22 protein-coding genes are annotated in these 25870 nt (G+C 63.4%); 12 read left to right on the forward strand and 10 right to left on the reverse strand.

Features of this window, described 5'->3' with window-relative positions:
* Nucleotides 1-109 precede the first annotated feature (109 nt).
* Nucleotides 110-1081, forward strand: a complete 972-nt coding sequence (locus L8F45_RS02220; RefSeq protein WP_342361255.1) for a phosphatase PAP2 family protein — start codon at nucleotides 110-112, stop codon at nucleotides 1079-1081.
* Here L8F45_RS02220 and L8F45_RS02225 read toward each other — a convergent pair.
* Both L8F45_RS02225 and L8F45_RS02230 read right to left on the reverse strand, forming a co-directional pair.
* Nucleotides 1071-2009, reverse strand: a complete 939-nt coding sequence (locus L8F45_RS02225; RefSeq protein ID WP_342361256.1) for an aldo/keto reductase — start codon at nucleotides 2007-2009, stop codon at nucleotides 1071-1073. The two genes, L8F45_RS02220 and L8F45_RS02225, sit on opposite strands and share 11 nt — an antisense overlap.
* A gap of 123 nt (nucleotides 2010-2132) precedes the next feature.
* Complete coding sequence (locus tag L8F45_RS02230) at nucleotides 2133-2357, reverse strand: hypothetical protein (protein ID WP_342361257.1); 225 nt, start codon at nucleotides 2355-2357, stop codon at nucleotides 2133-2135.
* Between the two features lie 121 nt (nucleotides 2358-2478).
* Between L8F45_RS02230 and gcvA the strand changes: the two genes are divergently transcribed.
* Nucleotides 2479-3444, forward strand: a complete 966-nt coding sequence (gcvA, locus tag L8F45_RS02235; RefSeq protein WP_342361258.1) for a transcriptional regulator GcvA — start codon at nucleotides 2479-2481, stop codon at nucleotides 3442-3444.
* On the opposite strand, the gene msrB is transcribed toward gcvA, so the two are convergent.
* From msrB to L8F45_RS02250, 3 genes are all read right to left on the reverse strand, one after another.
* Nucleotides 3428-3844: a peptide-methionine (R)-S-oxide reductase MsrB gene (gene msrB, locus L8F45_RS02240; RefSeq protein WP_342361259.1), complete on the reverse strand. Its 417-nt coding sequence runs from the start codon at nucleotides 3842-3844 to the stop codon at nucleotides 3428-3430. The genes gcvA and msrB overlap by 17 nt on opposite strands.
* A 163-nt stretch (nucleotides 3845-4007) precedes the next feature.
* Nucleotides 4008-6296 carry a diguanylate cyclase domain-containing protein gene (locus tag L8F45_RS02245; RefSeq protein ID WP_342361260.1) on the reverse strand — a complete coding sequence of 763 codons (2289 nt, stop codon included), beginning with the start codon at nucleotides 6294-6296 and terminating at the stop codon, nucleotides 4008-4010.
* 170 nt (nucleotides 6297-6466) lie between these two features.
* Complete coding sequence (locus tag L8F45_RS02250; protein WP_342361261.1) at nucleotides 6467-6868, reverse strand: (R)-mandelonitrile lyase; 402 nt, start codon at nucleotides 6866-6868, stop codon at nucleotides 6467-6469.
* Between the two features lie 156 nt (nucleotides 6869-7024).
* Between L8F45_RS02250 and L8F45_RS02255 the strand changes: the two genes are divergently transcribed.
* A complete protein-coding gene (locus L8F45_RS02255; RefSeq protein WP_342361262.1) occupies nucleotides 7025-8263 on the forward strand; it encodes an alpha/beta hydrolase in 1239 nt (412 codons plus the stop codon).
* Between the two features lie 75 nt (nucleotides 8264-8338).
* Here L8F45_RS02255 and L8F45_RS02260 read toward each other — a convergent pair whose 3' ends face one another.
* Nucleotides 8339-9781 carry an MFS transporter gene (locus L8F45_RS02260; protein ID WP_342361263.1) on the reverse strand — a complete coding sequence of 481 codons (1443 nt, stop codon included), beginning with the start codon at nucleotides 9779-9781 and terminating at the stop codon, nucleotides 8339-8341.
* 101 nt (nucleotides 9782-9882) lie between these two features.
* Here L8F45_RS02260 and L8F45_RS02265 point away from each other — a divergent pair, with 101 nt between their 5' ends.
* Nucleotides 9883-10725, forward strand: coding sequence for an AraC family transcriptional regulator (locus L8F45_RS02265; protein WP_342361264.1), 843 nt, complete (start codon nucleotides 9883-9885; stop codon nucleotides 10723-10725).
* Here L8F45_RS02265 and L8F45_RS02270 read toward each other — a convergent pair.
* A complete protein-coding gene (locus tag L8F45_RS02270) occupies nucleotides 10722-11270 on the reverse strand; it encodes a PAAR domain-containing protein (protein ID WP_342361265.1) in 549 nt (182 codons plus the stop codon). The two genes, L8F45_RS02265 and L8F45_RS02270, sit on opposite strands and share 4 nt — an antisense overlap.
* 221 nt (nucleotides 11271-11491) lie before the next feature.
* Here L8F45_RS02270 and L8F45_RS02275 point away from each other — a divergent pair, with 221 nt between their 5' ends.
* The gene (locus tag L8F45_RS02275; protein ID WP_342361266.1) at nucleotides 11492-12694 is read left to right on the forward strand and encodes a pyridoxal phosphate-dependent aminotransferase; all 1203 of its coding nucleotides are present in this window, start codon (nucleotides 11492-11494) and stop codon (nucleotides 12692-12694) included.
* Between the two features lie 126 nt (nucleotides 12695-12820).
* Nucleotides 12821-13219, forward strand: coding sequence for a VOC family protein (locus L8F45_RS02280; protein WP_342361267.1), 399 nt, complete (start codon nucleotides 12821-12823; stop codon nucleotides 13217-13219).
* Between the two features lie 29 nt (nucleotides 13220-13248).
* Here L8F45_RS02280 and L8F45_RS02285 read toward each other — a convergent pair whose 3' ends face one another.
* Entirely contained in the window at nucleotides 13249-13728 is a 480-nt protein-coding gene (locus tag L8F45_RS02285; protein WP_342361268.1) for a GNAT family N-acetyltransferase, read from the reverse strand.
* A 138-nt stretch (nucleotides 13729-13866) separates the two neighbouring features.
* Here L8F45_RS02285 and L8F45_RS02290 point away from each other — a divergent pair, with 138 nt between their 5' ends.
* Nucleotides 13867-14355 carry a DUF992 domain-containing protein gene (locus L8F45_RS02290; protein ID WP_342361269.1) on the forward strand — a complete coding sequence of 163 codons (489 nt, stop codon included), beginning with the start codon at nucleotides 13867-13869 and terminating at the stop codon, nucleotides 14353-14355.
* A gap of 162 nt (nucleotides 14356-14517) precedes the next feature.
* Here the strand turns inward: L8F45_RS02290 and L8F45_RS02295 are convergent, their stop codons facing one another.
* A complete protein-coding gene (locus L8F45_RS02295; protein ID WP_342361270.1) occupies nucleotides 14518-15942 on the reverse strand; it encodes a pyridoxal phosphate-dependent decarboxylase family protein in 1425 nt (474 codons plus the stop codon).
* Between the two features lie 313 nt (nucleotides 15943-16255).
* Here L8F45_RS02295 and L8F45_RS02300 point away from each other — a divergent pair, with 313 nt between their 5' ends.
* The 5 genes from L8F45_RS02300 (at nucleotide 16256) to L8F45_RS02320 (ending at nucleotide 23968) form a co-directional block, all read left to right on the forward strand.
* Nucleotides 16256-18319 (forward strand): elongation factor G, encoded by a 2064-nt coding sequence (locus L8F45_RS02300; protein ID WP_342361271.1) that lies wholly within the window; start codon nucleotides 16256-16258, stop codon nucleotides 18317-18319.
* Between the two features lie 268 nt (nucleotides 18320-18587).
* Nucleotides 18588-20282: an AMP-binding protein gene (locus L8F45_RS02305; RefSeq protein WP_342361272.1), complete on the forward strand. Its 1695-nt coding sequence runs from the start codon at nucleotides 18588-18590 to the stop codon at nucleotides 20280-20282.
* A 225-nt stretch (nucleotides 20283-20507) separates the two neighbouring features.
* Nucleotides 20508-21437 carry a DNA-methyltransferase gene (locus tag L8F45_RS02310; RefSeq protein WP_342361273.1) on the forward strand — a complete coding sequence of 310 codons (930 nt, stop codon included), beginning with the start codon at nucleotides 20508-20510 and terminating at the stop codon, nucleotides 21435-21437.
* 18 nt (nucleotides 21438-21455) lie between these two features.
* Complete coding sequence (locus L8F45_RS02315) at nucleotides 21456-23186, forward strand: ParB N-terminal domain-containing protein (protein ID WP_342361274.1); 1731 nt, start codon at nucleotides 21456-21458, stop codon at nucleotides 23184-23186.
* Nucleotides 23187-23581: 395 nt separating this feature from the next.
* On the forward strand, nucleotides 23582-23968 hold the full coding sequence (locus L8F45_RS02320) for a hypothetical protein (RefSeq protein ID WP_342361275.1): 387 nt from the start codon (nucleotides 23582-23584) through the stop codon (nucleotides 23966-23968).
* 348 nt (nucleotides 23969-24316) lie between these two features.
* Here the strand turns inward: L8F45_RS02320 and L8F45_RS02325 are convergent, their stop codons facing one another.
* The gene (locus L8F45_RS02325) at nucleotides 24317-25870 is read right to left on the reverse strand and encodes a DHA2 family efflux MFS transporter permease subunit (protein WP_342361276.1); all 1554 of its coding nucleotides are present in this window, start codon (nucleotides 25868-25870) and stop codon (nucleotides 24317-24319) included.

The raw sequence follows: 25870 nt of genomic DNA on the forward strand, positions 1-25870 counted from the left end.
CTCTTAGGGGCCCGAGCGACCGCCGTCCACGTCAGCTCGCGGGGCTGCTTTACGGGAATTTTTACCTCGCTGTGGCCAGTTCCGCTCAATGGCGCATGGAGCAAGGGCGGTGAGCGTAGCATCGGTTCAGGCGGCGGTCGCTGCGCGGCCTTCATCGCTTGTCTTGTCCTGGCTCAAGGGCGTTATCGCCGACCCGGGCGCGCGCGCCATCTGGGGCGTGATTCTCTTCCTTGCGCTCAGCGTCGCGGTCACATTTCCGATTGTCGGGCTGAGTCTCGTGGTGCGCGACGTTGCCTTCAACCTGACCGTCGCCGCGGCGGCGCTGGCGGGTTCCTGCGTTTACGGCGTCTTCCGCCCGGATCCGCGTCTCTCACGCCTGTTGCGCGGCGTGCCTGAGATCGTGCTCACGACTTACTTCGGCGGCGCCTTATCATACGCGGCGACGGCGGCCGGATTGCCGCTGTGGGATGCGACTTTCGCGCGCTGGGATAGCGCGCTTGGCCTGGATTGGGTTTCGCTGTTGAAATTCTATGAGGCGCACCCTCGCTTCTATGCCGTACTCGCCTGCACCTACTATTCCATGCTGCCGCAGATCGCGCTGCTGCTGCTTGCGCTCGCGACCATGAGGGCGTTTCTGCGGCTTGACGCGTTCATCTTCAGTTTCGGGCTTGCGGCCATCGTCACCATGGCGATCGCGACGCTCATGCCGTCGGTCTGCGCCGGAGAATTTCATGCGGCGTCGACCGGTTCATTGCTCAATATTCGCCCGAATTGGGATTTCGCGCAGTCCGTGCATGAGCTGCGCGCGGGATCGCTGACCAGCGTCAAGATGGCGGAAGCGAAGGGCCTCGTATCGTTTCCGAGCTTCCATGCGATCTGCGCGATTCTGATAACGATTGCGTTCTGGCGCGTTCCCTATCTGCGCTGGGCGGCGCTGGTGCTAAATCTTGCGATGCTCGCAGCGACGCCGATCGAAGGCGGCCATTATTTCGTCGACCTGATCGCCGGCGCCGTCATTGCGATCGTCGCGTGGGCGATTGCGCAACGGGTCGTCGGCGAGGAATCCGGCGTCACGCCGTGATCTTGTCGATCTCGGCCACCTGCTCCGGCGTCAGCACAGTCTCGGCCGCCTTCACATTGGCGTCGATCTGCTCGGGCTTGGTCGCGCCGGCGATGACGCTCGACACGTAGGGGCGCGACAGGAGCCAGGCGAAGGCGATCTCGACCATGCTCTTGCCGCTCGTCTCGGCGAAGTCGCTGAGCTTCTCGACTTTCGGCCAGTTGCTGTCCGTGAGATAGCGATCGGCAAGGCGCTGCGTGTTGGCGAGACGCGTGCCTGAAGGCAGCGGCTTGTTGCGCTGGTATTTTCCGGTGAGCAGACCCGACGCCAGCGGGAAGTAGGGCAGGAGGCCGAGCCCGTATTGCACGAGCGCCGGCGCCAATTCCTTCTCAATGTCGCGCACGAGCAGGCTGTATTCGTCCTGCGCCGAGATGAAGCGGTTGAGGTGCTCAGTCTTTGCAGTCCATGCCGCTTCGACGACGCGCCAGGCCGCATGGTTCGAGCAGCCGATATAGCGCACCTTGCCCTGATGGATGAGATCATCGAGCGCGCGCAGCGTCTCTTCGATCGGCGTTTCGGCGTCGGTCTGGTGAATCTGATAGAGATCGATCCAGTCGGTCTTCAGGCGCTTCAGGCTGTCTTCGACGGCGTTCATGATGTAGCGGCGCGAGCCGCCTTTCTTGACGCCGACATCATCCATGGGCGAACAGAATTTCGTCGCCAGCACGATCTGCTTGCGACGGTCGCCGAGCAATTCGCCCATGACGGTCTCGGAGCCGCCGCGCTCGCCATAGACGTCGGCGGTGTCGAACAAGGTGATCCCCTGTTCGATCGCGCGATCGATCACCTTGCGCGACGATTCCTTGTCAATGCGCGCGCCGAAATTATTACAGCCGAGGCCGACAACGGACACGCGCAGGCCCGAACGGCCGAGAGTACGGAATTGCATGGGACGATTCCTGGAAGGGAGGCGGGCGGGAGCCTATCCCGCCTGCGCCGCAATTCCAGCGCGCCCCGCGGTCGCAGGCGAGGCGCGATCAGGCATGGCCGCCGTTCGCGCCACGCATGCGTGTCACCAGATCGGGCCGAGCCAGTTCGAGGGAACGCTCTTCCAGTCGGGCCGATCGTAGGCGCCCGACTGGAGGCCGAGATCGCGGAGCTGGCGATCATTGTTGGCGTCGAGCGGTCGGGCCGCGCGACGCGCCGGCCGGTCGGCGAAGAGAGAGGCGATGACGCCGACAAGCGACGGCAAGGCCGGGCGCGCTCCAGCCGGAGCGGCGCGCAGGGCGATATCCATGATGATGTCCTCGGGTTTTGCGGCGATGCGCGCCGCTTTCGTGATCTGAATCTGGACCTTCCGACACCCGAAAACAAAGCCGAAGATTGCGGTCTGCGATAAAGACTGCTTATGTCAACCCATGCCCGCCAGCCATGATCCGCCTGCGTCCCGCGTGCCGCCGCTGAGCGCCGTGCGCGCATTTGAGGCGGCGGCGCGCCATCAGAGCTTCACCCGCGCGGCGGAGGAGCTCGGCATGACGCAGGCGGCCGTGAGCTACCAGATCAGGCTGCTCGAAGACCGCATCGGCACGCCGCTCTTCGTGCGCCAGCCGCGGCAGGTGACGCTGACCGCGACGGGCCAGAAGCTCGCTGGCCCGGTGACGAAGGCGCTGAACGCCCTCGCCAACGCCTTTGCCGAGGCGACGCGCAGCCAGCGCTCGGTTCTTTCGATTACCGCGCTGCATACGCTCGCCATGACCTGGCTGACGCCGCGCCTTGCAGATTTCCAAGCGGCGAATCCCGGCCTCGAAATCCGGGTCGACGCCAGCGAGCGCCTCGTCGATTTCGCCGACGAGCCATTCGATGTCGGCGTGCGGTTTGGAGCGGGCGGCTGGCCGGGGCTGATCGAGCACAAGCTGTTCAACACACGCTACACGCCGGTTTGCACGCCGGAGCTGCGCGACCAGTTCGATTTCAGGGAGCCGGCCGATCTTCTGAAAGCGCGGCTGCTCGGCGATGTCGATGGCGCCTGGCGTCGCTGGTTCGCGGAAGTCGGCGCGGCGGATGCTGCGACGGCGGCGAAGCCGTCGCTCACGCTCTACACCCAGACGATGGACGTGCAGGCGGCGCTGCGCAGTTACGGCGTCGCGCTTGTTATGCCGATGTTCTTCAATGACGAATTGTCGTCAGGGCGACTCGTGCAGCCTTTCCCGCACATGATGATGGATGAAAAGGCTTACTGGCTGATCTATCCCGAAGGCCGCGCGAAAGAGCGCAAGATCCGTCTGTTTCGCGAGTGGCTGCTGGCCGAAGCCGCGACGGCGGAGATCGTTACTGACTCCTGCTCCGCCGAGGCGACGCCGAAGCTCGCTATTCCCCAGGCTTGAAGTTCAGCGCCACGCCATTGATGCAATAGCGCAGGCCGGTCGGCGGCGGGCCATCCGGAAAAACGTGACCCATATGGCCGCCGCAGCGGCTGCAATGCACCTCGGTGCGGACCATGCCGTAGGAACGGTCGACATTCTCCTCGATCGCGCCTTCGACCGGCGTGTCGAAGCTCGGCCAGCCGGTGCCGCTCTCGAACTTTGTGCCGGACGCGAAGACGGGCTGGCCGCAGCCGGCGCATTCGAACACGCCCCGCCGCTTCTCGCGCAACAGCGAGCAGGAGCCCGGCCGCTCGGTGCCATGGCCGCGCAGCACGTCGTACTGTTCCGGCGTCAGCATCGCGCGCCACTCGGCGTCGGTATGGGTGACGGGAAAGGTCTTCTCGGCTGACGTCGCGACCATCGGCGGGCTCCCAAGGAAACGGTTGAGGAATGCGAAGAGCATGCGCCCTATATAGGCGCCGGCCGTGGTTTCGTCGCGGTCCCCGGGATCACGCCTGATCACATCCCGGCCCGGGTTATGTGAGCCGGTTGCGGACGCGCGTCACCTCTCACGACCCAGCCGCTCACGACCCAGCCGCGCGAATGCGGGGCGTTTCCCGCGCGGTCTGTTCCTCGCTCTCCGCCGCGGCGATGCGGTTGCGGCCGTCGCGTTTGGCCGCATAGAGCGCCTTGTCGGCGCGCGAGATGAGCTGCCGCCTGAAATCGGAGCCGGGCGTCGGCGACACGCTGGCCACGCCCATGCTCAAGGTGACGACGCCGAAGGCTGATTTTTCATGCGGCAGCGCCAGCTTTCGCATCGCCTCGCCCAGGCGCTCCGCCAGTTCGCGCGCACCCGCCGCTGGCGTGTTCGGCAGAATGATCGCGAATTCCTCGCCGCCATAGCGGGCGACGAAGTCGCCCGGCCTGCTCAGCGTGGCCTTGAGCATGGAGGCGGTCACTTTCAGACACTCGTCGCCGGCGAGATGGCCGTAGAAATCATTATAGGCTTTGAAATGATCGGTATCGATCATGATCAGGCTGACGGGCGTCCGGCTGCGGCTCGCGCGGCGAAGCTCCGTCGCCAGCGCTTCGTCGAAGGCGCGGCGGTTGGGAACGCCGGTCAGCCCGTCGAGTCGCGCGATCGATTCAAGGCGCCTGTTCGCGGCCTCAAGCAACAACTCGGCGTGTTTGCGCTTCGAGATGTCGCGGATCGACAGCACATATTCGCCGATCTCCGACAGCCATTTCCGGTTTTCCTCGACCCATACGGCCGAGCCGTCCTTTCTCACCGCGCGATAAATGGTTTGGGCGACGGCGGCGTCTCTTGCGGGCGCATTCACCGCGCCGCTGAGCCAGAGCGGCCGTTCGGCGGCATGCACGATGTCGCTCGCATGCCGTCCGATCAGTTCGTCCGGCTGGTATCCGAGAATGTCGCGGCTTGCGGGAGACACATATTCGAAACGCCCTTCGCCGTTCAGACGCGCGACGATATCGGAAGTGTTGTCGGCGAGCAGCCGATATTCCTGCTCGCTGCGGCGCAATTGCTGTTCGAAGCGATTGCGTTCGGTGATGTCGGTGTAGGTCCGCACGACGCCGCCCTTGTCGAAGGGAATCGTGCGGATCTCCAGCATCGTTCCATTCGGCCGCACGCGTTCATAGACATGCTCCGTATCGCCATGGGTGCGCGGATTGACGCGCTGCCGCACTTCGGGCGGGACGTTGTCGAATTCGCCACGCTCAGTCTGATAATTGATGACGTCCGTCGCGGTCGGTCGGGATTCGATCAGCGACGGCGGCAAATCGAGCAATTCGCGCGCCCGGCGATTGCAGATCGGCAGCGTTCCCTTCTCGTCGACGACAATCAGACCCTGATTCATGTTGTCGAGTGTGGCGCGCAAGAGAGAGTCGCGTTTTGCGAGCGCGCGCGTGCGCATTCCCAACGCAAGTCCGAGCGCGATGATGATCGCGCCAAGCGCGCTCGCGCGGATGATGTCCACCCTGGTCGCGGCGCGCCAGGGGGCGAGAATCTCGTCGGTCTCTTCGGCGATCGCCAGCACAAGCGGATAGGCGTCGAGCTTGCGATAGCCGTTGATCCGCACCACGCCGTCGGTCGAGGACCGGATTTCTCCCACGCCTTCGAGGCTGTTGGGCAGCAGCTCCTTGAAGATGCCGCCATTGGCGACGCTGCGGCCGATGTTGGCCTCTAGGAAGGGGCGACGGACAAGAATGTCGCCGCTTGCGGTCGCGAGCAAAATCGCGCCGCGTTCGCCGATGTCGAAGCGATCATAGAAAGACTGGAAGTAGTCCATATCGACGACCGCGGCGACGACTCCGGCGAACGCGCCGTCGGGCGCATCGACGCGGCGGGTCATCGGAATAACCCAGCGCCCCGTGCTTCTGCTGCGCACCGGCCGGTTGATACGGAGGAGCCGGCTCGCATCATTCTGATGATAATGGAAATAGTCCCGGTCGTGCAGATCCATCCCGTTGGGGGCCTGCGAGCCGCTCAATGCGAGCAATCCGTTCCGGTCGATGAAGACGATGTTCGAGATCGGCGGCAGTCGCACGATCTGCTCGCGGACCAGAAGTTCCAGCCGCTGTGGCTCCTCGCCCTTCGCCGCGCCGTTTTCCAGTTGCCTGACCATATTGATGAGGACCGCGTCGACGGTCCTGACCGTATCCTCGGCGTGCTGCGCGATGGACCGGGACAGATTGAGCAGGTCCGTGCGCGCCTCACGCAGCGCGTGGGCGCGATTATCGAAAATCCGCCAGGCCTCATGGCCGACGAAGAGGACGCAGACCGCAGCCAGAAAAGCCGTCACTGCGAGGGACAGCGATCTGGCGAGAAAAGGCCGAAGGAGCTTGTCGAGCATGGGCGGCGCCAAACGTCCGTCACCATGCAGCGCCTGTGATAAGCAATCGCTAAATTCCGCCGCACCCTTTTTAAGGGACGGGGCGAGTTGCAAATAAGGCTAGCGCTTCGTGAATCGCGCAGGAAATCAATGACCTAGAGGAAGTTGGGCGACTGTCGGCGCGCCGCTGCTCACGCCGCGCCACAATCTTCGTCGTTCACCTTCTCCATCCAGGTCACATGCGAGCCGTTCTCGTCCGCCTCCTGCATGGCGAGGTGAACCATCACCGCGTCGGGCGCGGCGCCGTGCCAGTGCTTCTCGCCGGGCGGAATCCAGATCGTGTCGCCGGGCCTGATCTCGACCGCTTTTTCGCCCCAGGTCTGGAAGCGGCCGACGCCGGAGAGGACATGAAGCGTCTGGCCGAGCGGATGCGCGTGCCACACGGTGCGCGCGCCGGGTTCGAAGGTCACCTTCAGTGCACGCACGCGCGCCGGCTGCGGCGCCTCGATGATCGGGTCCTGCCACACGGTTCCCGTGGCCCATTCGGGATTGGGACGACGGCTCGGCCTCTCTCCGGCGCGGATGATCTTCATCGCGGGCTCCTCGCATCAGATGCATTTGATCGATTGGTCTTGGCGTAAGATGGCGACTGTGGAGCGTGATGGCAAAGGCCGAATCGTCGCGACGCCACGCAGAGTTGACTCCCCTTCGCCGCCGCCGTTCATTCCGCCGCGATGAGCGAGCGCGCCTTGGACGTCGAAGATCAACCTGAAACGCGCGCGCTGCACGCAGCGCTGCGCCGGCGAAGCATTCCGCGCGTCGGGTGCGCGCTCATTGTCGCGCTCATCATTGCGGGCTGCGCCAGCCGCGCTGAAAATGCTCTGACGCCGCTCGGCGATATCGCGCTCGTGCCCGGCGCGCATCGCGTCGACATGCTGGTCGCGACGACGCGGCAATCGACCAACGCGGTTCCGGGCGAGCTTTTCAGCGGCGAGCGCGCCAAGGAGCCTGCCTACGCCGAGGTTGCTATTTCCATTCCGCCTGACAGCGCGCGCAAGATCGGCGAGGTGCAGTGGCCGCGCAGCACTCCCGGCGATCCCGCGCGCGAATTCGTCGCGCTGAAATCAGGCCGCCTCAATCGCGATGCGCTGCGTCTCAGGCTCAAGCAGGAAGCGTCGCGCCGTCAGGGCCGCGTGCTGGTGTTCGTTCATGGCTATAACAATCGCTATGACGATGCGGTGATGCGCTTTGCGCAATTCGCCTACGATTCGCGCGCGCCGGGCGCGCCGCTTCTCTTCACATGGCCGTCGCGCGGGAAGTTGCTCGCTTATGGCTATGATCATGAGAGCGCGAGCTACAGCCGCGACGCGCTTGAGTCGCTGTTTGACATGCTGAACGCCGATCCATCCGTGCGCGAGATCGACGTCATCGCGCATTCCATGGGCAATTGGGTGACGCTCGAAGCCCTGCGGCAGAGCGCGATCCGGCGCGGCCGCGCGCCAGCCAAGATCAAGGATGTGATGCTCGCGGCGCCCGACGTCGATGTGGATGTGTTCCGACGCCAGATCGCGGAGCTTGGCCCGCAGCGGCCGCGCCTCACCCTGTTCGTCTCGCGCGACGATCAGGCGCTCGGCTTTTCCAAACGCGTCTGGGGCAGCGTGGCGCGCATCGGCGCCGTCGATCCCGAGGCGGAGCCCTACAAGTCGGAATTCGTCGCCAACAAGATCGCGGTGTTCGATCTGACGGCGCTGAGCGGCGAGCGCGGCTCGTTCAATCACGACAAGTTCGCGACGAGCCCGGAGATCGTGCGCCTGATCGGCGGCCGGTTGGCTGAAGGCCAGTCGATCAATGACAGCCGTGTCGGCCTTGGCGACGGCATTCATCTCCTGACCGCGGACACCGTGAATGTGATCGGCGGCGTGGTCGGAGGCGTGGTCTCCGCGCCGGCGAAGATGCTCGAAGGCAAACCGCCGGTCGAGCTTGAATGATCCCGCCCGGCGCTCATCTGCAACTTCATTTGATGCGATCAGAGCCATGCAGGGCGCGCGGCCCCGCATCGTAGTTCAGATCGATTTGCGCGGCAGCGCGAGCGACGCCAGTCCTGCGAGAAGGCTGAGAGCGCCCGTGGCCAGGAAGGCGGCGCGATAGCCCGCGAGTTCGGCCAGGGCCGGCTCTCCGTTCCAGCCTGAGGTCGCCATATGCGCCACCGTCGCGCCGATTGCGACGCCAAGCGCGCCGCCGATCTGCCGCGACGTGTTGAGCAGGCCGGATGCGAGCCCCGCATCCTTCTGCGGCACGCCGTCGAGCGCCGCGCTGATCGCGGTTGCGATCTTCAGCCCGGCGCCGAGCCCGATCAGCACGGTGGGGATCAGAAGATGCGTCGGAAAATCGGGCCGGAGCGGCAGGAAAGACAGCCAGCCAAGTCCGGCCGCGGCCATGAGCGCGCCGATCAATGGCGACCGTCCGCCGAGACCGAGGCGTCGTCCGCCGATCGAGGCGATCGCGATCGCGATGGTCATCGGAAACATCGCCAGTCCGGCTTGCAGGGCGTCGTAGCCGGCGACCTGCTGCAGCGCGAGCGCGATCAGAAAGATCGACGTTGTCAGCACGGCGCCGACGCAAAGCAGCATCACGTTGCCCCATGAGACCTGCCGCAGACGAAAGATGTCGAGCCTGATCAAGGGTTGCGCGGCGCGGCTTTCGATCGTGATGAACACGACCAGAAAAAAGACAGCCGCGCCGAGCGACGCCAGCGTCGTCGTCGACGTCCAGCCTGTTATCGGCGCCTGCGTCACGCCATAGGTCATTGTCGCGAGGGCAAGCGTGATCGCAACCGCGCCGGGAATATCGAGCTTCGGTAGCATTCCGTCATTGCGACGCGCGCTCAGGCATATCGCGACGAGCGCAATCAGAATGACGCCGACGGGCGCGTTGACGAACATCACCCAGCGCCAGTTGAGCGCGTGCGTAAGCATGCCGCCGATGGTGACGCCGAGCGCTGCGGCGATGGCGCTGGCGGCGATGAGAAACGAGACGGCGCGGCCGCGCCGATCAGGATTCTGATAGACGGCGACGACGAGCGCGAGCGTCGAGGTGGCCAGCGCCGACGCGCCGAGTCCCTGCGCCGCGCGCGCCGCGATCAGCGCGGCGCCGTTCGATGCGAAGCCGCCGATGACGCTCGCCGCGGTGAACAGGATGAGGCCCGCCTGCAGAATCGTGCGGCGGCCATAGAGATCGCCGGCGCGCGCCGCGAGCAGCATCGCGCCGCCGAGCGCCAGCAGATAAGCGTCGACCACCCATTGCAGCGCCGCGGCCGAGAGGCCGAGATCGGCGCGCATCGATGGCAGCGCGACGTTCACGATCGCGCCGTCCATGACCACCATGAACGAGGAGAGGGAAGCGATCGCGACTGCGATCCAGGGCGGGAAGCCGTCGCTCAGCAACGATGGTGGCGTGGGCGAGGTTGAGGCCGGCGCCGGGGCTGGCGCGGCGAGCGAGGCGGACATGAAAGCGCTCCGATAGCGACGCGCCTGGAAGCGGGCGCCGGCGGACTATGGCGAGGGCGGCGCTGTTGCGGTAACGACATCTGGACAATAAATGTGGTGAAATGGCCAAACCTTCTCCTTTCGCGATCGACAAGACCGACCGGCCGGATGGGCCGGCGATCATCGCGCAACGGGGTTCGGATGATCCCGCCGCCGAATTTCGGCTGGGCACGCGCGAAACCCGCTGGCACAGCCATCTGCGCGGCCAGCTCATCTGGATCGAGAGCGGTCTGCTCACCATCCGCACGCCGGATGGTTCCTGGACGTTGCCGCCGCATCGCGCCTGCTGGGTCCCGCCGCGGATGCGCCATCGTGGCGGCATGAGCGGCGCTCTCGCCGGCTGGAGCGCACATGTGCTGCCCGCAGCGTGCCGCGATCTGCCCGATCGCGCCCGCGTGATCGGAGTGAGCGAACTGATGCGGGCGCTGGTGCGGCGCGCCGCCGGTTGGGCCGAGCGCGACGCGCTCTCGGTCGACGAGGCGCGCATGGCCGATGTGCTCATCAGCGAAATCCGTTGCGCGCCAATAGAGCCGTTGCATCTGCCGATGCCGACGGATCCGCGGCTCGTGCGGATCGCGACCGAAGCATCACGAAAGCTCGCCGATCAGCGCTCGCTTGAAGAATGGGCGGCGTGGGGCGGCGTCTCGCCGCGCACCTTGCGCCGCCTGTTCCGCGCTGAAACCGGGACGAGCTTCGCGCAATGGCGCACGCAGGCGCGATTGCTGCGCGCCATGGAGATGCTGGCTGGGGGCGCGCAAGTCGCGATCGTTGCGGACGCGGTGGGCTATGCCAGTCCGAGCAATTTCATCGCCGTCTTCAAACGCAGCTTCGGCGCTCCGCCGGCGCGTTACTTCGCCGCGCGCGGGGCGACTGCGGCGAACGTTTCCGCGCGGACGATTGGCTAACCTCCGACGAGGACCGTCGTCAGCGCCATCGCGATCTTGTCGGGCCCGCCCAGCGCTTCAATCAGGGTGTCGCCTTGGCGCGACACAGGCAGGCCGTTGCACATGACGGTTGTCGAGCCGTCGATGACCATGCCGGGTCCGTGCGGCGCCGGCACGGGCGCGACGAGAGGAACTGTGCAGAGATGGGTGTCAGACATGCCGGGCTTCGAGCCCATGGCGGCTGCCACGCCAGTCGACGCGCTCGCCGCCGCCGACATGGCCGAGGTCATTGCGGCCGTGGCGGCCGTTTTCGCCGCCGTCTCGGCGGCGAGAGCGGCAGGCGCGCCGGGCGTGCCCATCGCGGCTTTGGTCGCCGTTTCCGCCGCCTTGACTGCGACGTCAGCGGCCTGCTGAGCCGCCTGAAGCGCCGCGCCGGCGCCCGTGGGCAGCGCGCGCCAGACCGGCATGTTTCCGGCGAGCACGTTCAGGCTGCCAGGGCCGGGGGCCAGCGGGGGGCCGTGGCTCGTGGCGTCGCCGGCGACCGCGCGCGCTATGGGTTTGCCCATGAATCTGGCTCCAAATCGTCCACGAGATGATCGTCCGGCTGCGGCCAGGCCGCAAGCCGTTTGCGTGATGATGGCTTGAGGCGCAGGGATCGATGGTGCGGCGGCGCACGCGCCTCGCTGATCATGGCCATTCGCAAACGTCATTTGCTGCGGCGCTTTCAGGCCTGTAGAAGGCCGGCCGCAGCCGTCTGGCTGCGCGATCCGACTGGAGCCCCGTTCCCATGGCCTTCCTCGCCGACGCGCTGAAGCGCGTGAAGCCGTCCGCCACCATCACGCTGACGCAGAAGGCCAGGGACCTCAAAGCGACGGGCAAAGACGTGATCTCGCTCTCGGTCGGCGAGCCGGATTTCGATACGCCCGACAACATCAAGAATGCGGCGATCGAGGCGATCCGCCGCGGCGAAACGAAGTACACGCCGGTCGCCGGCATTCCCGAGCTGCGCCAGGCCGTGGCTGCGAAATTCAAGCGCGAGAACGGCCTCGACTACAAGTGGCAGAACACCATCGTCTCCACCGGCGGCAAGCATGTCATCTACAACGCGCTTCTCGCCACGCTCAATCCGGGCGACGAGGTGATCTGCGTGGCGCCCTACTGGGTCAGCTATCCCGAAATGGTGGCGCTGTGCGGCGGCGTCGCGACCTTCGCCACCGCCTACCAGAAGGACGATTTCAAGCTTCAGCCCGAAGAGCTTGAGCGCGCCATCACGCCGAAGACGAAATGGGTGATCCTGAATTCGCCGTCGAACCCCTCCGGCGCCGCCTACACCCACGCCGAGATGAAGGCGCTCACCGACGTGCTGATGAAGCATCCGCATGTCTGGGTGCTGACCGACGACATGTACGAGCATCTCGTCTATGGCGACTTCACCTTCGTCACGCCGGCGCAGGTGGAGCCCAATCTCTATGATCGCACGCTGACCATGAACGGCGTGTCGAAAGCCTATGCGATGACGGGCTGGCGCATCGGCTACGCCGCCGGCCCCGACCATCTCATCAAGGCGATGGACATGGTGCAGGGCCAGCAGACCTCGGGCACATCAGCGATCTCGCAATGGGCTGCGGTCGAGGCGCTCAACGGCACGCAGGAGCATCTGCCGAAATTCAAGAAGGCGTTCGAGCGCCGTCGCGATCTCGTGGTGTCGATGCTCAACCAGACGCGCGGGCTGAAATGCCCGAAGCCGGAAGGCGCCTTCTATGTCTATCCCAGCGTCGCGGAGCTGATGGGCAAGACCGCGCCGTCGGGCAAGAAGCTCGAGACGGATGAAGATTTCGTGCTGGAACTTCTCAACACCGAGGGCGTCGCCGCGGTTCACGGCTCGTCCTTCGGCCTCGGCCCGAACATGCGCATCTCGTACGCGACGTCGGACGAGAAGCTCGAGGAAGCCTGCAAGCGCATCCAGCGCTTCTGCGCCGAGTTGCGGTGAAGTCCGAAGCTTCATGAGCAATCAAGAAGGCCCGCCTCTGGCGGGCCTTTTTATTTGGCCGGCGCGAGGGCGGTTTGGGCGATATGATATCGCTTGGAGTTAACCGCGCTTGGACGAAAGCATCGCATGAGCCTTCGCGACATCCACAATCTCGATTACGCCGTGATCCTCTGCAGCAAGATGGCGGAGACGCGCGCGTTCTATCGCGACGTGATGAAGTTCCCGATCGAGATCGATCGCGAGAACTGGGTCAGCTTCCGCATCGGCGCGACCTTGCTGACTTTGCGGCCGCGCGGAATCTGGCCCGTCTGCGATGACGGGAAACTGCCGACGGGGACGGCGGCGATGCAACTCGCCTTTCGCGTTCCCCCGTCCGCCATCGACGCGTGCCATGCCGAACTTGTCGCTGCTGGTGCTGGCGTGACCATTCTGAGAGCGCCGACTGACCTCCCGCAGTGGCGTCACCGCACGCTGTTCTTCCGCGATCCCGAAGACAACATCATCGAAATCTACGCGGAATATTGATCGGGCAAAGGCGCGACGCGGCGCACCCTTCAAAGCGTTTTCTCCATGAAGACGCTGAGCGGGTCCGGTCCGTACCCCTCGAACGGCCCGCGCTCCTTAAATCCCGCGCCGCGATAAAGAGCCAGCGCCGCATGGCTGACATTTCCGGTTTCAAGCCGCAGCATGCGCGCGCCTTCCGCCTGCGCGGTCGAGACCAGCATCGCGAGGATCGTCTTTGACAGCCCGCGTCCGCGCGCCTCCTCGATCACCCACATGCGTTTCACCTCGGCCCAGTCGCCTTTCAACACGACCGCGCCGGTTCCCAGCGCCCGGCCCTCGGCGTCGCGCGCCACGAAGAAGCGAACTTCAGGCGCGCGCAGCGCGTCGAGCGGCAAATGGTGGTTGCTTTCGGCGGGATAGAGGCGGGCGGAATTCGCCTCGCCCTGTCGCAGCAATTCGACGATGTCGGGCTGGGCCGGGTCTTCCAGCCGGATGAAGATATCAGGCGCGGTTGCAACGGGATTTCTCATTTCGGGAGTGAAGACAATCCTTTGGCCCCTGTCCATTGGCGACGATCCCGGGCCCCCGTCCCCACATCAGCAAATTGGCGCCCATGTCGGGAACGTTTCGCGCCGCTGGGAATTTCCCTGTCGAACATGGAGGGTCACATGACATCGCTTGCTAAAATGTTCGCCATTGCGGCTGTGTCCGGCGCTTCTCTGACAACGACCGGCGCGCTGGCGGCTTCGCGCATCGGCACGTTGGATTGCGATGTGTCGGCCGGAGTCGGCATGATCATCGGCTCCAACAAGGACGTCACCTGCCGTTATGTCGATCGCGCCGGGCGGCGTGAAACCTATATCGGCAATGTCTCCAAGCTCGGCCTTGATGTCGGCGTGACGCAGCGAGCACGCATGGTGTGGGCGGTGGTCGCGGAAACGGGACGTCTCGGCCGTGGGGCGCTCGCCGGGAACTATGGCGGCGCGGCGGCGGATGCGTCGCTCGGCGTTGGCGGCGGCGGAAAGCTTCTCGTCGGCGGCAACAACAATACCGTGACGCTGCAGCCGCTCTCCGTGCAGGCGCAGACTGGCGTCAATGTCGCGGTGGGCGTCGAGTCGATGTCGCTCACGCCGGCGGCGGTGGCGCGCAGGCGCTGACGTCACAACAGAGCTATTGGTTGCGGAGCGTTTGAAATATTCGCAGAGGCGTGGCTTTCCCCCCTCCATTCTTCTGCGCCAGCGCTTCGCGTAAGCTCGCCTCACGGCTTTCCAGCCGTGGGGCGAGTGCTTTTTCGCCCGAACAGTGCGAGCAATTGTCGCTCAGCGTGCATTTTTCAGCCTCACGCGCGCATAGGCCGACAGGATCGCATCGACCGACGCGTCGATGTCGCTCTCCGTCGTCGCCCATGAGATGACGGAGACGCGCATCACCTGCCGTCCGCGCCAGGCGCCGCCGCCGAGGAAGCAGACGCCGTCGCGCTGAATTTCAGAGATGACGGCTTTCGTCATCGCGTCCGACTCCTCAGGCGAGAGATCGGCGCCGAAACGCGCAACGAACTGATTGAGATCGAGCGCGCCGATCACTTCGACGCCTTCGGCCTTGCGCAGTTTTTCGGCCATGCGACGCGCCAGCGCGCAATGGCGCTCGATCATATCTGCGATTCCGTCGCGGCCGAGCGCCTTGATCATCGCCCACGTGGGAAAACCGCGGGCGCGACGCGACAGTTCCGGGACATAATGCGCGGGATCGCGCTCATGCGCGGCGCTCGCGGGCAAATAGCTTGCAGCGATCGCCATGGCGCTGCGATGCGCGTCCGCGTCTTTTACGATCGCATAGCCGCAATCATAAGGCGTCTGCAGCCATTTGTGGCCGTCCGTCGCCCAGGAATCCGCCAGTTCCATTCCATCGGCGAGATGCGCCCGCGACGGGCAGGCGCGCGCCCACAGGCCGAACGCGCCATCGACATGCAGCCAGGCGCTGCGCGCGCGGGTCATCTTCGCCATTTCGCCGATGGGGTCGAACGCGCCGGTGTTGATCTGTCCGGCCTGCGCGATCGCGATCACCGGGCCTCTGCATTTTTCCAGCGCGTCGCGAAACGCCGCGATTTGAATGCGGCCCTGATCGTCTGTCGCCACGCGCGCCACGCGCTCATATCCCAGCCCGAGAAATTGCAGCGCCGAGAAAACAGTCGCGTGCGCATCCTCGCCAATCAGCACGGTGATCTCAGGCGCGCCGAACAGGCCATTGCGTTCGACATCCCATCCCTGCTTTCGCAGCACGGCGCCGCGCGCCGCGGCGAGGCCGACGAAATTCGCCACCGTCGCGCCGGTGACAAAACCAATGGAGCTTTCGCGCGGCAGATTGAGGAGATCGAGCAGCCAGTTCGCGGCGACATCTTCCGCAGCGGCGCCCGCGGGCGAAGCCTGCAGGTTGCCGCAATTCTGTCCCCACGCGCTTGTCAGCCAGTCCGCGGCGACGCCGGCGGGATGCGAGCCGCCGATCACCCAGCCGAAAAAGCGCGCGCCCGACATGGCGTTGAGCCCGCCATCGGCGCGGCGCACGAGATCGGCGATGACGGCGTCGCTTGCGGCGCCATGTTCCGGCGTCGGTTCGGAGAAAATTTTTCGCATCGCCGCGAAGTCGTGCAACGGCGCTTGCCGCGACGCCGGAAGCTGCTCGCGATAGCGAAGCGCTTCGTCGGCGGCGCGCCGCAGCGTGGACGCCTGATCCGGATCGCCTGACATCAGCTCGTTTCCATTGTCGTTTATTGTTGCAGTGCAATTGGCGGAAGTCGGAACCGCAAATTCCGAAAATGCAATGTGTTCGGCCGCACATCCGATTGGCGAAGCGGCAAATCCTGTGCAGCGGATTTGTCAGCCCTGCTGACCCTCATTTTCACTTTACTTCGCCGCGTCACGGCGCGACGCTCTCTGCCACCAAACCCTTCGGCGCATGCCTCGGCGGCCGTCGAGGCTGATGCGCCATCCGCGATCGCCCGGTCGCGTCATGCGACCTGACGACTGACAGCCCGCAACGGGCGCAGCGAAGGAGGAGCGCATGTCTGGTTCGGTTGCCAATGGCAGACAATCCGCGGGTCCACGATGCATCGCCCTCGTGGGCCCGTTTCAAAGCGGCAAGACCAGTTTGATGGAGGCGCTGCTGGCGCGCATGGGCGCGATCCAGCGGCAGGGCAGCGTGACCGACGGTTCGAGCGTCGGCGACAGTTCGGCGGAAGCGCGATCGCACGCCATGAGCGTCGAGCCCAATATCGCCACCGCCGATTTCATGGGCGAGCGCTTCACCTTTATCGATTGTCCCGGTTCGATCGAATTCCTGCATGAGATGCGTCACATCGCGCCGGCGTGCGACGCGGCCGTCGTCGTCTGCGAAGCGGACGAGAAGAAAATTCCCCAGCTCGCGTTGATCCTGCGCGAACTTGAAGAAGCCGGCGTGCCGCGCTTCCTGTTCCTCAACAAGATCGACGCGGCGCAGCGCCGCGTGCGCGAGACCCTGCAGATGCTGCAGCCTGCGTCCCGCACGCCTTTGTTGTTGCGCCAGATTCCGATCTGGAAGAACGGCATCGCTGTCGGCTTCATCGATCTCGCGCTCGAACGCGCCTTCATCTATCGCGAGCATGCGCCAAGCGAGGTGCTGGAGATTCCAGGCGATGAATCCCCGCGCGAAAAGGAAGCGCGCTATTCCATGCTGGAAAAGCTCGCCGATTATGACGACGCGCTGATGGAGGATCTGCTGTCCGACATCGAGCCGCCGCGCGACCGCGTGTTCGATGATCTCTCTCGCGAATTGCGCGAGGGCCATGTGGCGCCGGTGCTGATCGGCGCGGCCGAGCGCGGCAATGGCGTGACGCGTCTTTTGAAAGCGCTGCGCCATGAGGCGCCCGACGTGATGGCGACGCGCGGCCGTCTTGGCGTCGACGAGAATGGCGAGCCTTTGGCGCAGGTGATGCGCACGCTGCACACGAGCCATGGCGGCAAATTGTCGATTGCGCGCGTGCTGCGTGGGACGTTTCGGGACAATGACACGATCGTCGGTTCGGGCGGGCAGGAGGCGCGCATCGCCGGCGTGTCGCGTCTGACAGGCGCGAGCGTCGCAAAAGTCGGGACAGCGGAGGCCGGCGACACCGTCGCGTTCGGGCGGCTCGATCCCGCAGCGACCGGCGACGCCATCGCCGTATCATCGCAGCGGCCTTCGGCGATCCTGTCGATCGCGCCGCCGGAGGCGGTGCATACGATCACCGTCGCCGCGAAGGATCGGAAGGACGAGGTGCGTCTGTCCGCCGCGCTCAACAAGCTTGTCGAGGAGGACACATCGCTGTCGACGCAGCATGTGCCGGAGCTTGGCGAATTCAGGCTGCACGGGCAGGGCGAGATGCATCTGCGCGTCGCCATGGAGCGGCTCGAAGGGCGCTTCGGCGTGACGGTCACGACGGGCAAACCCAGCGTCGGCTATCGCGAGACCATCCGGCACAAGGTCAGCGAGCGCGGGCGCCATCGCAAGCAGTCGGGCGGGCACGGCCAGTTCGGCGATGTGGTGATGACGGTCGAGCCGCTGGCGCGCGGCGAGGGCGTGCAGTTCAAGGACACGATCACGGGCGGCGTGGTGCCGAAGCAATATATCCCGTCGGTCGAGGAGGGCTTCCGCGCCTATTGCGCGCGCGGGCCGCTGGGATTCCCCGTGGTCGACGTGCAGGCGACGCTGACGGACGGCTCCTATCACACCGTCGATTCCTCCGACATGGCGTTCCAGCAGGCGGCGCGGCTTGCGATGACGGAAGCGATGCCGAAGGCGAAGCCGGTGCTGCTCGAACCGATCATGGCGGTCGAGATTCTGACGCCGTCGGAAGGCCTGTCGCGCGCGAGCGCGATGATCACGGCCAGGCGCGGCCAGATCCTCGGCTATGATTCACGGCCGGGCTGGGAAGGCTGGGACGTGCTGCGCGGCCTGGTGCCGGAGTCCGAGATGGGCGGGCTGATCGTCGAACTGCGTTCGGCGACATCGGGCGTCGCGACCTTCACGGCGCAGTTCGATCATCTCGCGGAGCTGACGGGCAAGCCGGCCGATCATGTGGTGCAGGCCCGCGCGCAGGAGCGGGCGCATTGATCCTTCCCTTCTCCCCGTGACAACGGGGAGAAGGCAGCCCGAAGGGCCGGATGAGGGGCTTTGCGTTGAGAAGCGCTCTTTGCCCCTCACGGCTTCGCTTTCGCGGCGATGCTGCACATCGCGCCGCGCAAGCCATCCTCTTCCCGCTTTGCGGGGAGAGGGAAGCCGCTGCGCACAGCGCTTTCGCGTTCGCCGCCTTGTCAAAACCCCTCTTCCCCATATGTTCGGCTCATGAGGCCGCCAGAGCCTTGGAAAGAGGAGGGAAACCATGAGCGCCGCGCCGTCCCTGACAGGAGAAGCCGCCCGGGCCTGGTTCGCCTCCTATCCCCAGGGCGTGCCGCACGAGATCGACGTCGTCGGCGCCGGCACCATCGTCGATCGGCTGAACCAGAGCTTCGTCACTTACGCCGGCCGCGAGGCCTATGAGAGCTTCGGCGTCTCCGTCACCTTCGGCTTCATCGCGGCGGAGGCGAAGAAATTCGCGGGCTATTTGCAGGCGCAGGGGCTTGAGAAGGGCGACCGCGTCGCGCTGATGATGCCGAACGTGATGGCCTATCCCATCGCGCTGTTCGGCACGCTGCTCGCCGGCTGCACCGTGGTCAACGTCAACCCGCTCTACACGCCGCGCGAGCTCATCCACCAGCTCAATGATTCCGGCGCGCGCATCCTCGTCGTGCTGGAGAATTTCGCCCATGTCGCCGAGGAGGCTCTCACCGAAACCAAGCTCGACCGCGTGGTGATCGCATCCGCCGGCGACGCCATCGGCTTCAAGGGCGTGATCGTTTCCCTCGTCGCGCGCTATGTGAAGAAGCTGGTGCCGGCCTATTCAATTTCCATCGCCACGAGCTTCAAGAAGGCGCTCGCCGATGGCGCGAAGCGCGGCTTCAAACCCGTCGCAATCGAGCGCGAGGACGTCGCCTTCCTGCAATATACCGGCGGCACCACGGGCGTCTCCAAGGGCGCGACGCTGACCCATTCCAACGTCGCCTCCAACATCGCGCAGACCGGCGCCTGGTTCTCGGCCGCGATGGGCAAGACCGACGGCCAGCCCGTGATGGTGACCGCGCTGCCGCTCTATCACATCTATGCGCTGACCTGCTGCTGCTTCTATCTCCTGTCGCTTGGCGGCAAGTGCCTGCTGATCGCCAATCCGCGCGATATTCCCGGCTTCATCGCGACGCTGAGACATTCGCGCTTCACCTGCTTCTCCGGCGTCAACACGCTCTACAACGCGCTCGCCAATCACCCCGACATCGGCAAGGTGGACTTCTCGAAGCTGGTGATGTGCTCGGCCGGCGGCATGGCGATGCAGTCGGCTGTCGCGAAGAAATGGAAGGAGATTTCGGGCGTTCCCGTCGTCGAGGGCTACGGCCTCTCCGAGACCTCGCCGGTGCTGACCACCAACCGGCCCGACATCGCCGATTTCACCGGCGGCATCGGCTTTCCCTTACCCTCCACCGACATCGTGATCCGCGACGAGGCGGGCGAAGACTGCGCAATCGGCGTCGCCGGCGAACTCTGCGCCAAGGGCCCGCAGGTGATGAAGGGCTACTGGAACCGGCCCGACGAGACCGCGAAGGCGATGACGCCGGACGGTTATTTCAGGACCGGCGACATCGCGCTGATGAATGCGGACGGCTCGTTCAGGATCGTCGATCGCCTCAAAGACATGATCATCGTGTCGGGCTTTAACGTCTATCCCAACGAGGTGGAGGAGGTGATCGCGCAGAATCCCTCGGTGCTTGAGGTGGCGGTGGTCGGCGCGCCCGATCCGCATTCGGGCGAGACGGTCGTGGCGCATGTGGTCAAGCGCGAGCCTACGCTCACCGAGCAGGAGCTGCGCGACTTCTGCAAGGAGAACCTCACGCCCTACAAGGTGCCGCGACGCGTGGTGTTCCACGACGCGCTGCCGAAGACGAATGTGGGGAAGGTGTTGAGGCGCGCGTTGCGGGAGAAGGCGTGAGGCTCGCCTTTCACCACGGCATTCTCATTCTCCCTCCAGATGTCGTCGCCGGGCTTGACCCGGCGATCCAGTCATTCGTGCCAAAGATGCTATCATCAAGGCTGATTCGGGGGCTTCTTTCATCTAGATAGCCAATACGAAAATTTTGAAGGCTGACAGCTCTGGAATTTGTAGCAGTCGGATACCGCGGGCAGGGGAATCAAAGTGGGGCGAAAGAAAGCTGGTTTGGCCGAGAACTCGCTAAAGCATCGATTCTTGCAAGGCGACGCTCTTAAGGCGCTTGATAAAGTCGACAACAACTCTTGTCGGTTGGTCATAACATCGCCTCCTTACAATATCGGGAAAGAGTATGAGCGAGATCGCCGTCGCTCATTAGAGGAGTACGTTGAGTGGCTGAAACCGATTGTCGAAAAAGCCTGCAAGAAAGTGGCCGATGATGGTCACCTTTGCTGGCAAGTTGGGAACTATGTGAACAACGGAGAAGTCTTCCCACTGGACTATTATTTCTACCAGATGATCACCGCACAGGGGTTTCGCCTTCGCAATAGAATAATTTGGCATTTCAATTTCGGTTTGCATGCGACAAAGCGATTTTCTGGGCGTTACGAAACGCTGCTCTGGTTTACGAGGTCGGAGAAGTACCATTTTAATTTGGAGTCTGTGCGAATCCCTCAGTTGTACCCGGGCAAACGTCATTCGAAGGGGCGCGCGGGCAAGGCAGGTCTACCAAGTGGCAATCCTCGTGGAAAAAATCCCTCCGACTTTTGGGTTTTTGACCCTGAAGAAGCGCTGAAGAACAACGCTGTTTGGGAGCTTCCGAATGTAAAGGCAAATCATCCGGAGAAAACTTTTCACCCTTGCCAATTTCCAAGCGAACTCGTCGAGCGGTGCTTGCTGGCGCTGACGGAGCAGGGAGACACGATTTTGGATCCATTTGTGGGAGTTGGTACAACCGTTCTCGCTGCTGCTAAGCATAGTCGCAGTGCAATTGGCATCGATCAAAGCGAGAAATATCTCAAGTTGGCGCGCAAACGACTCTCTGATCTTCGCGCTGGTCGTTTGATCACGCGTCCTCTCGGCAAGCCCGTAAGGAGGCCGAAAGCCGGCGAGCGGGTCGCGACCATACCTACAGAGTGGAAAGTCGCTGCTGAGTAGTCGATTTGGGGGCAGGGAATGGCGACAAAGAGAGCAGCAAAAAAGAAACGCAAGCCGAAATTGAGCGTAGAGGAATTGAAAGCTCGCAAGCTTAAGCGAGATCATATTCGCGCGGCGCGAACAATTTTTCGAAACTTAGGATTTGATAGAGTAAGCGAGGTAGCAGGGGCGGAAGTCGCTTTTGAAAATCAGCGAGGTGAATTTGACGATGCTTACATTCGTGAGAATGTAATCATTCTTCTCGAATACACCACCTCGAAGTCGGAAAACGTCAAAGACCACTTAAAGAAGAAGAAAATATTTTTTTCAAAAATTGCGCAGAATCCTGTGGGGTTCATTGCGGAATTGAGATCGCGGCTTCCAAAATTTGAGGCGCGCCTAGCTGATAAATTTCACGATGACAAATATATCCTTAAGATGCTGTATTGCTCGCGCAACTCTTTCGATGACGGCGTGAAGAAAGTTGTCGACGAACCGGTTTATCTCGACTTCCCGATTTTGAAGTATTTTGAGAAGCTCGCCAGCACGATCAAGATATCCGCTCTAAACGAATTTCTAGAGTTTGTCGGGATCGCCAATGGCCAGATCGCCGAAAACGGGAAATTTCCGAAGAGAGATTCCTCTGATGTTTACGAGGGCTCCATTCTTCCAGAATCATCTTCGGGTTTCCCGCGCGGATACAAAGTGGTGTCATTTTACGCTGATCCTGCAGCTCTTCTCTTGCGCGCGTATGTTCTTCGGAGCTCTGGCTGGCGGGGCTCGCGACAGGCATATCAGCGGATGCTGCGCGGTTCGAAGATAGAGGCGATCAGAAAGAATTTGAAAGCTGAGAAACGTGTCTTTGTAAACAACTTGATTGCGACCTTGCCTAATGATGCCCATCCCGTCGATCAAAGCGGCAAAACAATCGACATCACGAAGCTAACCAATACCTCTAAGGTTACGATACGTCTTCCATCTTGCACAAATTCTGTGGGCTTAATTGACGGACAGCACAGGCTTTATTCTTACTATGAGTCTAGAAATGACGACCTGAGAATTGCGACTTTAAGGCATCAACAAAATCTCTTGGTGACTGGGATCATTTATCCGCCCCAAATTACTCAGTCGGAAAAAGATCGGTTTGAAGCGGATTTGTTTTTGTCGATCAACGCCAATCAAACAAACGCGTCGACTGCGCTAAAGCAAGATATTGAGGTAGTGCTTCGGCCATTTAGTCCGACAGCGATCGGTCGGGAAATAATGAGACGGCTGGCAGGCAGCAGCCCGCTCGCGGGCCACGTTGAGACTTATTTTTTTGACAAGGGAAAACTCAAGACTAGCTCGATAGTTAGCTATGGTCTCGGGCCGTTGATCAAACTTGGCGGTGAAGATTCCTTATTCAGAATATTCAAGCATCCGGAGAAAGATAATATCGCCAGCGGCGGTTCGGAGGCCGGCCTCGAAGCTTATTTGCAGTTCGCAACAAGCACGATCAATGCGTTTCTCGGAGCTGTAAAAGATAATGTTGATCAGTCTCGTTGGACATCCGATAGGGCGGTCAATGATCGCTTGCTGACTGTGACATATGTGAACAGCTTCTTGATTGTGCTGCGCTTGCTAATTCAGGCTCGCCAAAAGATACGACACGACTCTCTAAAGGAATCTCTGAAGGGGCTGAACAGCTTCAATTTCAAGTCTTATCGGTCTAGCCAATATGGAAGAATGGCCGAGAAGATATTCGAAAAGTATTTTGATGAGGCGACGTGATTTCGATGAGGCCGTATCGCGGCCTTGACATCCTCAGAATAAATTCCTATACTCGCTCCTGTCTCTGCTCGCTCAAGGGCCGTCCGGGTCAGGACCGCGCGGGAGCAGGGAGCGGATCTTGCGGGTTTTCGCCATGACCTGGCGGCGAGAACTCTCGAGGGCCTCGGACAGCACGCCCGCCTGACACTAGGATCAGGCCGCCCGAACGGGCCTTAAGCGGTACGCCGCGGAGAGCGTGCGACTCAGGGGTCGAAAACCGCGCCGGGAGCGCAGCGAAGCGTTCCCAACTTACCTCTGGCCTTCGCGCCTCGCGGCGCTCCCGGCCTCCCGATTTCGGCGTCTCAGGCCCGCTGGCGCGGGGACGATCCCGCGCGCCCGCCGCAACTGAAGGAGAGATGATGAAACGCTCAGTCCCCGGTGAAATGTCCGAAGCGCAGTTCCGGCGCTTAAGCGATCAACTCGGCCTCGCGGAGGTCTGTCCACGCGGCCCCTGCCTGCGCCACAAAAATTGTCGCGGCGCCGGGAATGCGCTCGATGATTACGCCTGCTGGCGCATCGTGCGCGACATGAAGCGCGCGCGGCTGGAAAAGCGGGACGGGGAGGAGGATGTGGAGGCGATGGCGGCGGACTATCAGCGCCAGCTCATGCGGATGCTCGATGGCCTGCGCGCGGAATCGCAGCCGGGACGGAGCGAGGAGGCCGCGCCGGAGGTGGCCGATGAAGCGCTTTGCGAAGAGCGCGTTGAAGCAACGCGCGAGGGGCCAATGGTGAGGGGATTGTGAGGGCGTCTGCGCTTGTGATTGGCGCCCTCTCCCCTCGCGGGAGAGGGTGTCGCGCGAATGCGCGACGGGTGAGGGGGCAACGCCATATGTCGAGGTTCCCCCTCATCCGTCGCTGCGCCAAGCGCAGCGACACCTTCTCCCGCGAGGGGAGAAGGAGGGCTGTATCTGGAAGTGCGAGGAGAGTTGTGAGCGGGCGTGAGAAGCGGCTCACCCTCCCCTTGAGGGGGAGGGTCGATCCGAGCGTCAGCGAGGATCGGGGTGGGGTGAGCGAGGCTCATACACCCCACCCCGCTCGTCGTCGCGCTGCGCGCGCCGTCTCGCGACCCTCCCCCCGGAGGGTGGGCGCGTTCAATCCAGCGCCGCGGCCGCCGAATGCCCGTCAGCCTGAGGCTTCTTCGCCTTGCTGAGCAGCAGCACCAGCGGCAGGCAGCAGAGCGCCAGCGCCATCATGAGATAGTAATCGTTGGCGTAGGCGATGATCGTCGCCTGGCGCGTGATCTCGTTGTCGAGCGATGCGCGGCCGGCGGTCGTCGCGAGGTCCCAGTATTTGCTCACCGTCGCGTCGCGCAGCGCGCTGTTGAACGGCGTGACATGCTCGACGAGCTGCGCATGCATCACCTGCGTCGAGCGGCCGAGCAGGAAGATCACGATCGAGATGCCGATCGAGGAGCCGATGTTGCGGATGAGGCTGAACAACGCCGCGCCCTGCACGCGATATTTGGGATCGAGCGTGGAGAAGGCGACTGTCGAGAGCGGCACGAACAGAAAGCCCAGACCGAAGCCCTGCATGACGCCGGTGCGGATGATCGTCCATTTGTCGACGTCGGGCGTGAAGCCGGACGTCTCATAGAGCGATGTTGCGAGCAGGCAGAGGCCGAGAGTGAGAAACACACGCGGATCGACCTTGCCGGTCAACCGGCCGATGATGCTCATCGCGACCATGGTGCCAAGCCCGCGCGGGGCGACGATCAATCCCGCCTGCAGCACGGGATAACCCATCAAGGATTGCAGGAACGGCGTCTGCAGCGCGAGCGTCGAGAACAGAATCATGCCGACGACGAACATGAAGCCGACGCCGACCGCATAGTTGCGGTCGCGGAACATGGCGGGATCGATGTAGGGCTCTCTCGACGTGAAGGTGTGGACGATGAAGAGATAGAAGGCGAGCGCCGCGATCGCGCCTTCGACGATGATCTCGAGCGAGGAGAACCAGTCGAGCTGTTCGCCGCGGTCGAGCATCATCTGCAGCGAGCCGATGAAGATGGAAAGCGTGAGGAAGCCGGTCCAGTCGAGCGGCGCGCGCGACAGTTTCGACTCGGAGAGCGCGGCCGACAGTCCGACCATCGTCAGAATGCCGACCGGCAGGTTGATGTAGAAGACGTAGCGCCAGTTGTAGCTCTCGGTGAGCAGGCCGCCGAGCGTGGGCCCAAGGATCGGGCCGACCATCACGCCCATGCCCCACAGCGCCATGGCCGAGCCGTGCCGCTCCTTGGGATAGGAATCGAGCAGCACCGATTGCGACAGCGGCACGAGCGGCGCGCCGAAGATTCCCTGCAGCAGACGGAACAGCACCATCTGTTCGAGCGTCTGCGCCGCGCCGCAGAGCAGCGACGCGAAGGTGAATCCGCCGACCGCGATGAGAAAGATCTTCTTGCGGCCGAAGCGGGCGGTGAGAAATCCCGTCAGCGGCATCGCGATCGCCGACGACACGATATAGGAGGTGAGCACCCAGGAAATCTGATCCTGCGTCGCTGACAGCGACCCCTGCATGTAGGGCAGCGCGACATTGGCGATCGTCGTATCGAGCGCCTGCATGATCGTCGCGAGCATCACGCACGCCGTGATGACGGCGCGGTTCGGTTCGGCCTTGGCGGGCGTCTGCGTGATCGCCGCGGTGGACAT

The sequence above is a fragment of the Terrirubrum flagellatum genome (assembly GCF_022059845.1).
Lineage (GTDB): Bacteria > Pseudomonadota > Alphaproteobacteria > Rhizobiales > Beijerinckiaceae > Terrirubrum > Terrirubrum flagellatum.

Bases quoted from the DNA above. Each gene is read 5' to 3' on its own strand.
- L8F45_RS02225 (WP_342361256.1), bottom strand. From the start codon at position 2,009: ATGCAATTCCGTACTCTCGGCCGTTCGGGCCTGCGCGTGTCCGTTGTC.
- L8F45_RS02230 (WP_342361257.1), bottom strand. From the start codon at position 2,357: ATGGATATCGCCCTGCGCGCCGCTCCGGCTGGAGCGCGCCCGGCCTTG.
- gcvA (WP_342361258.1), top strand. From the start codon at position 2,479: ATGCCCGCCAGCCATGATCCGCCTGCGTCCCGCGTGCCGCCGCTGAGC.
- msrB (WP_342361259.1), bottom strand. From the start codon at position 3,844: ATGGTCGCGACGTCAGCCGAGAAGACCTTTCCCGTCACCCATACCGAC.
- L8F45_RS02245 (WP_342361260.1), bottom strand. From the start codon at position 6,296: ATGCTCGACAAGCTCCTTCGGCCTTTTCTCGCCAGATCGCTGTCCCTC.
- L8F45_RS02250 (WP_342361261.1), bottom strand. From the start codon at position 6,868: ATGAAGATCATCCGCGCCGGAGAGAGGCCGAGCCGTCGTCCCAATCCC.
- L8F45_RS02260 (WP_342361263.1), bottom strand. From the start codon at position 9,781: ATGTCCGCCTCGCTCGCCGCGCCAGCCCCGGCGCCGGCCTCAACCTCG.
- L8F45_RS02265 (WP_342361264.1), top strand. From the start codon at position 9,883: ATGGCCAAACCTTCTCCTTTCGCGATCGACAAGACCGACCGGCCGGAT.
- L8F45_RS02270 (WP_342361265.1), bottom strand. From the start codon at position 11,270: ATGGGCAAACCCATAGCGCGCGCGGTCGCCGGCGACGCCACGAGCCAC.
- L8F45_RS02275 (WP_342361266.1), top strand. From the start codon at position 11,492: ATGGCCTTCCTCGCCGACGCGCTGAAGCGCGTGAAGCCGTCCGCCACC.
- L8F45_RS02280 (WP_342361267.1), top strand. From the start codon at position 12,821: ATGAGCCTTCGCGACATCCACAATCTCGATTACGCCGTGATCCTCTGC.
- L8F45_RS02285 (WP_342361268.1), bottom strand. From the start codon at position 13,728: ATGAGAAATCCCGTTGCAACCGCGCCTGATATCTTCATCCGGCTGGAA.
- L8F45_RS02290 (WP_342361269.1), top strand. From the start codon at position 13,867: ATGACATCGCTTGCTAAAATGTTCGCCATTGCGGCTGTGTCCGGCGCT.
- L8F45_RS02295 (WP_342361270.1), bottom strand. From the start codon at position 15,942: ATGTCAGGCGATCCGGATCAGGCGTCCACGCTGCGGCGCGCCGCCGAC.
- L8F45_RS02300 (WP_342361271.1), top strand. From the start codon at position 16,256: ATGTCTGGTTCGGTTGCCAATGGCAGACAATCCGCGGGTCCACGATGC.
- L8F45_RS02305 (WP_342361272.1), top strand. From the start codon at position 18,588: ATGAGCGCCGCGCCGTCCCTGACAGGAGAAGCCGCCCGGGCCTGGTTC.
- L8F45_RS02315 (WP_342361274.1), top strand. From the start codon at position 21,456: ATGGCGACAAAGAGAGCAGCAAAAAAGAAACGCAAGCCGAAATTGAGC.
- L8F45_RS02320 (WP_342361275.1), top strand. From the start codon at position 23,582: ATGATGAAACGCTCAGTCCCCGGTGAAATGTCCGAAGCGCAGTTCCGG.
- L8F45_RS02325 (WP_342361276.1), bottom strand. From the start codon at position 25,870: ATGTCCACCGCGGCGATCACGCAGACGCCCGCCAAGGCCGAACCGAAC.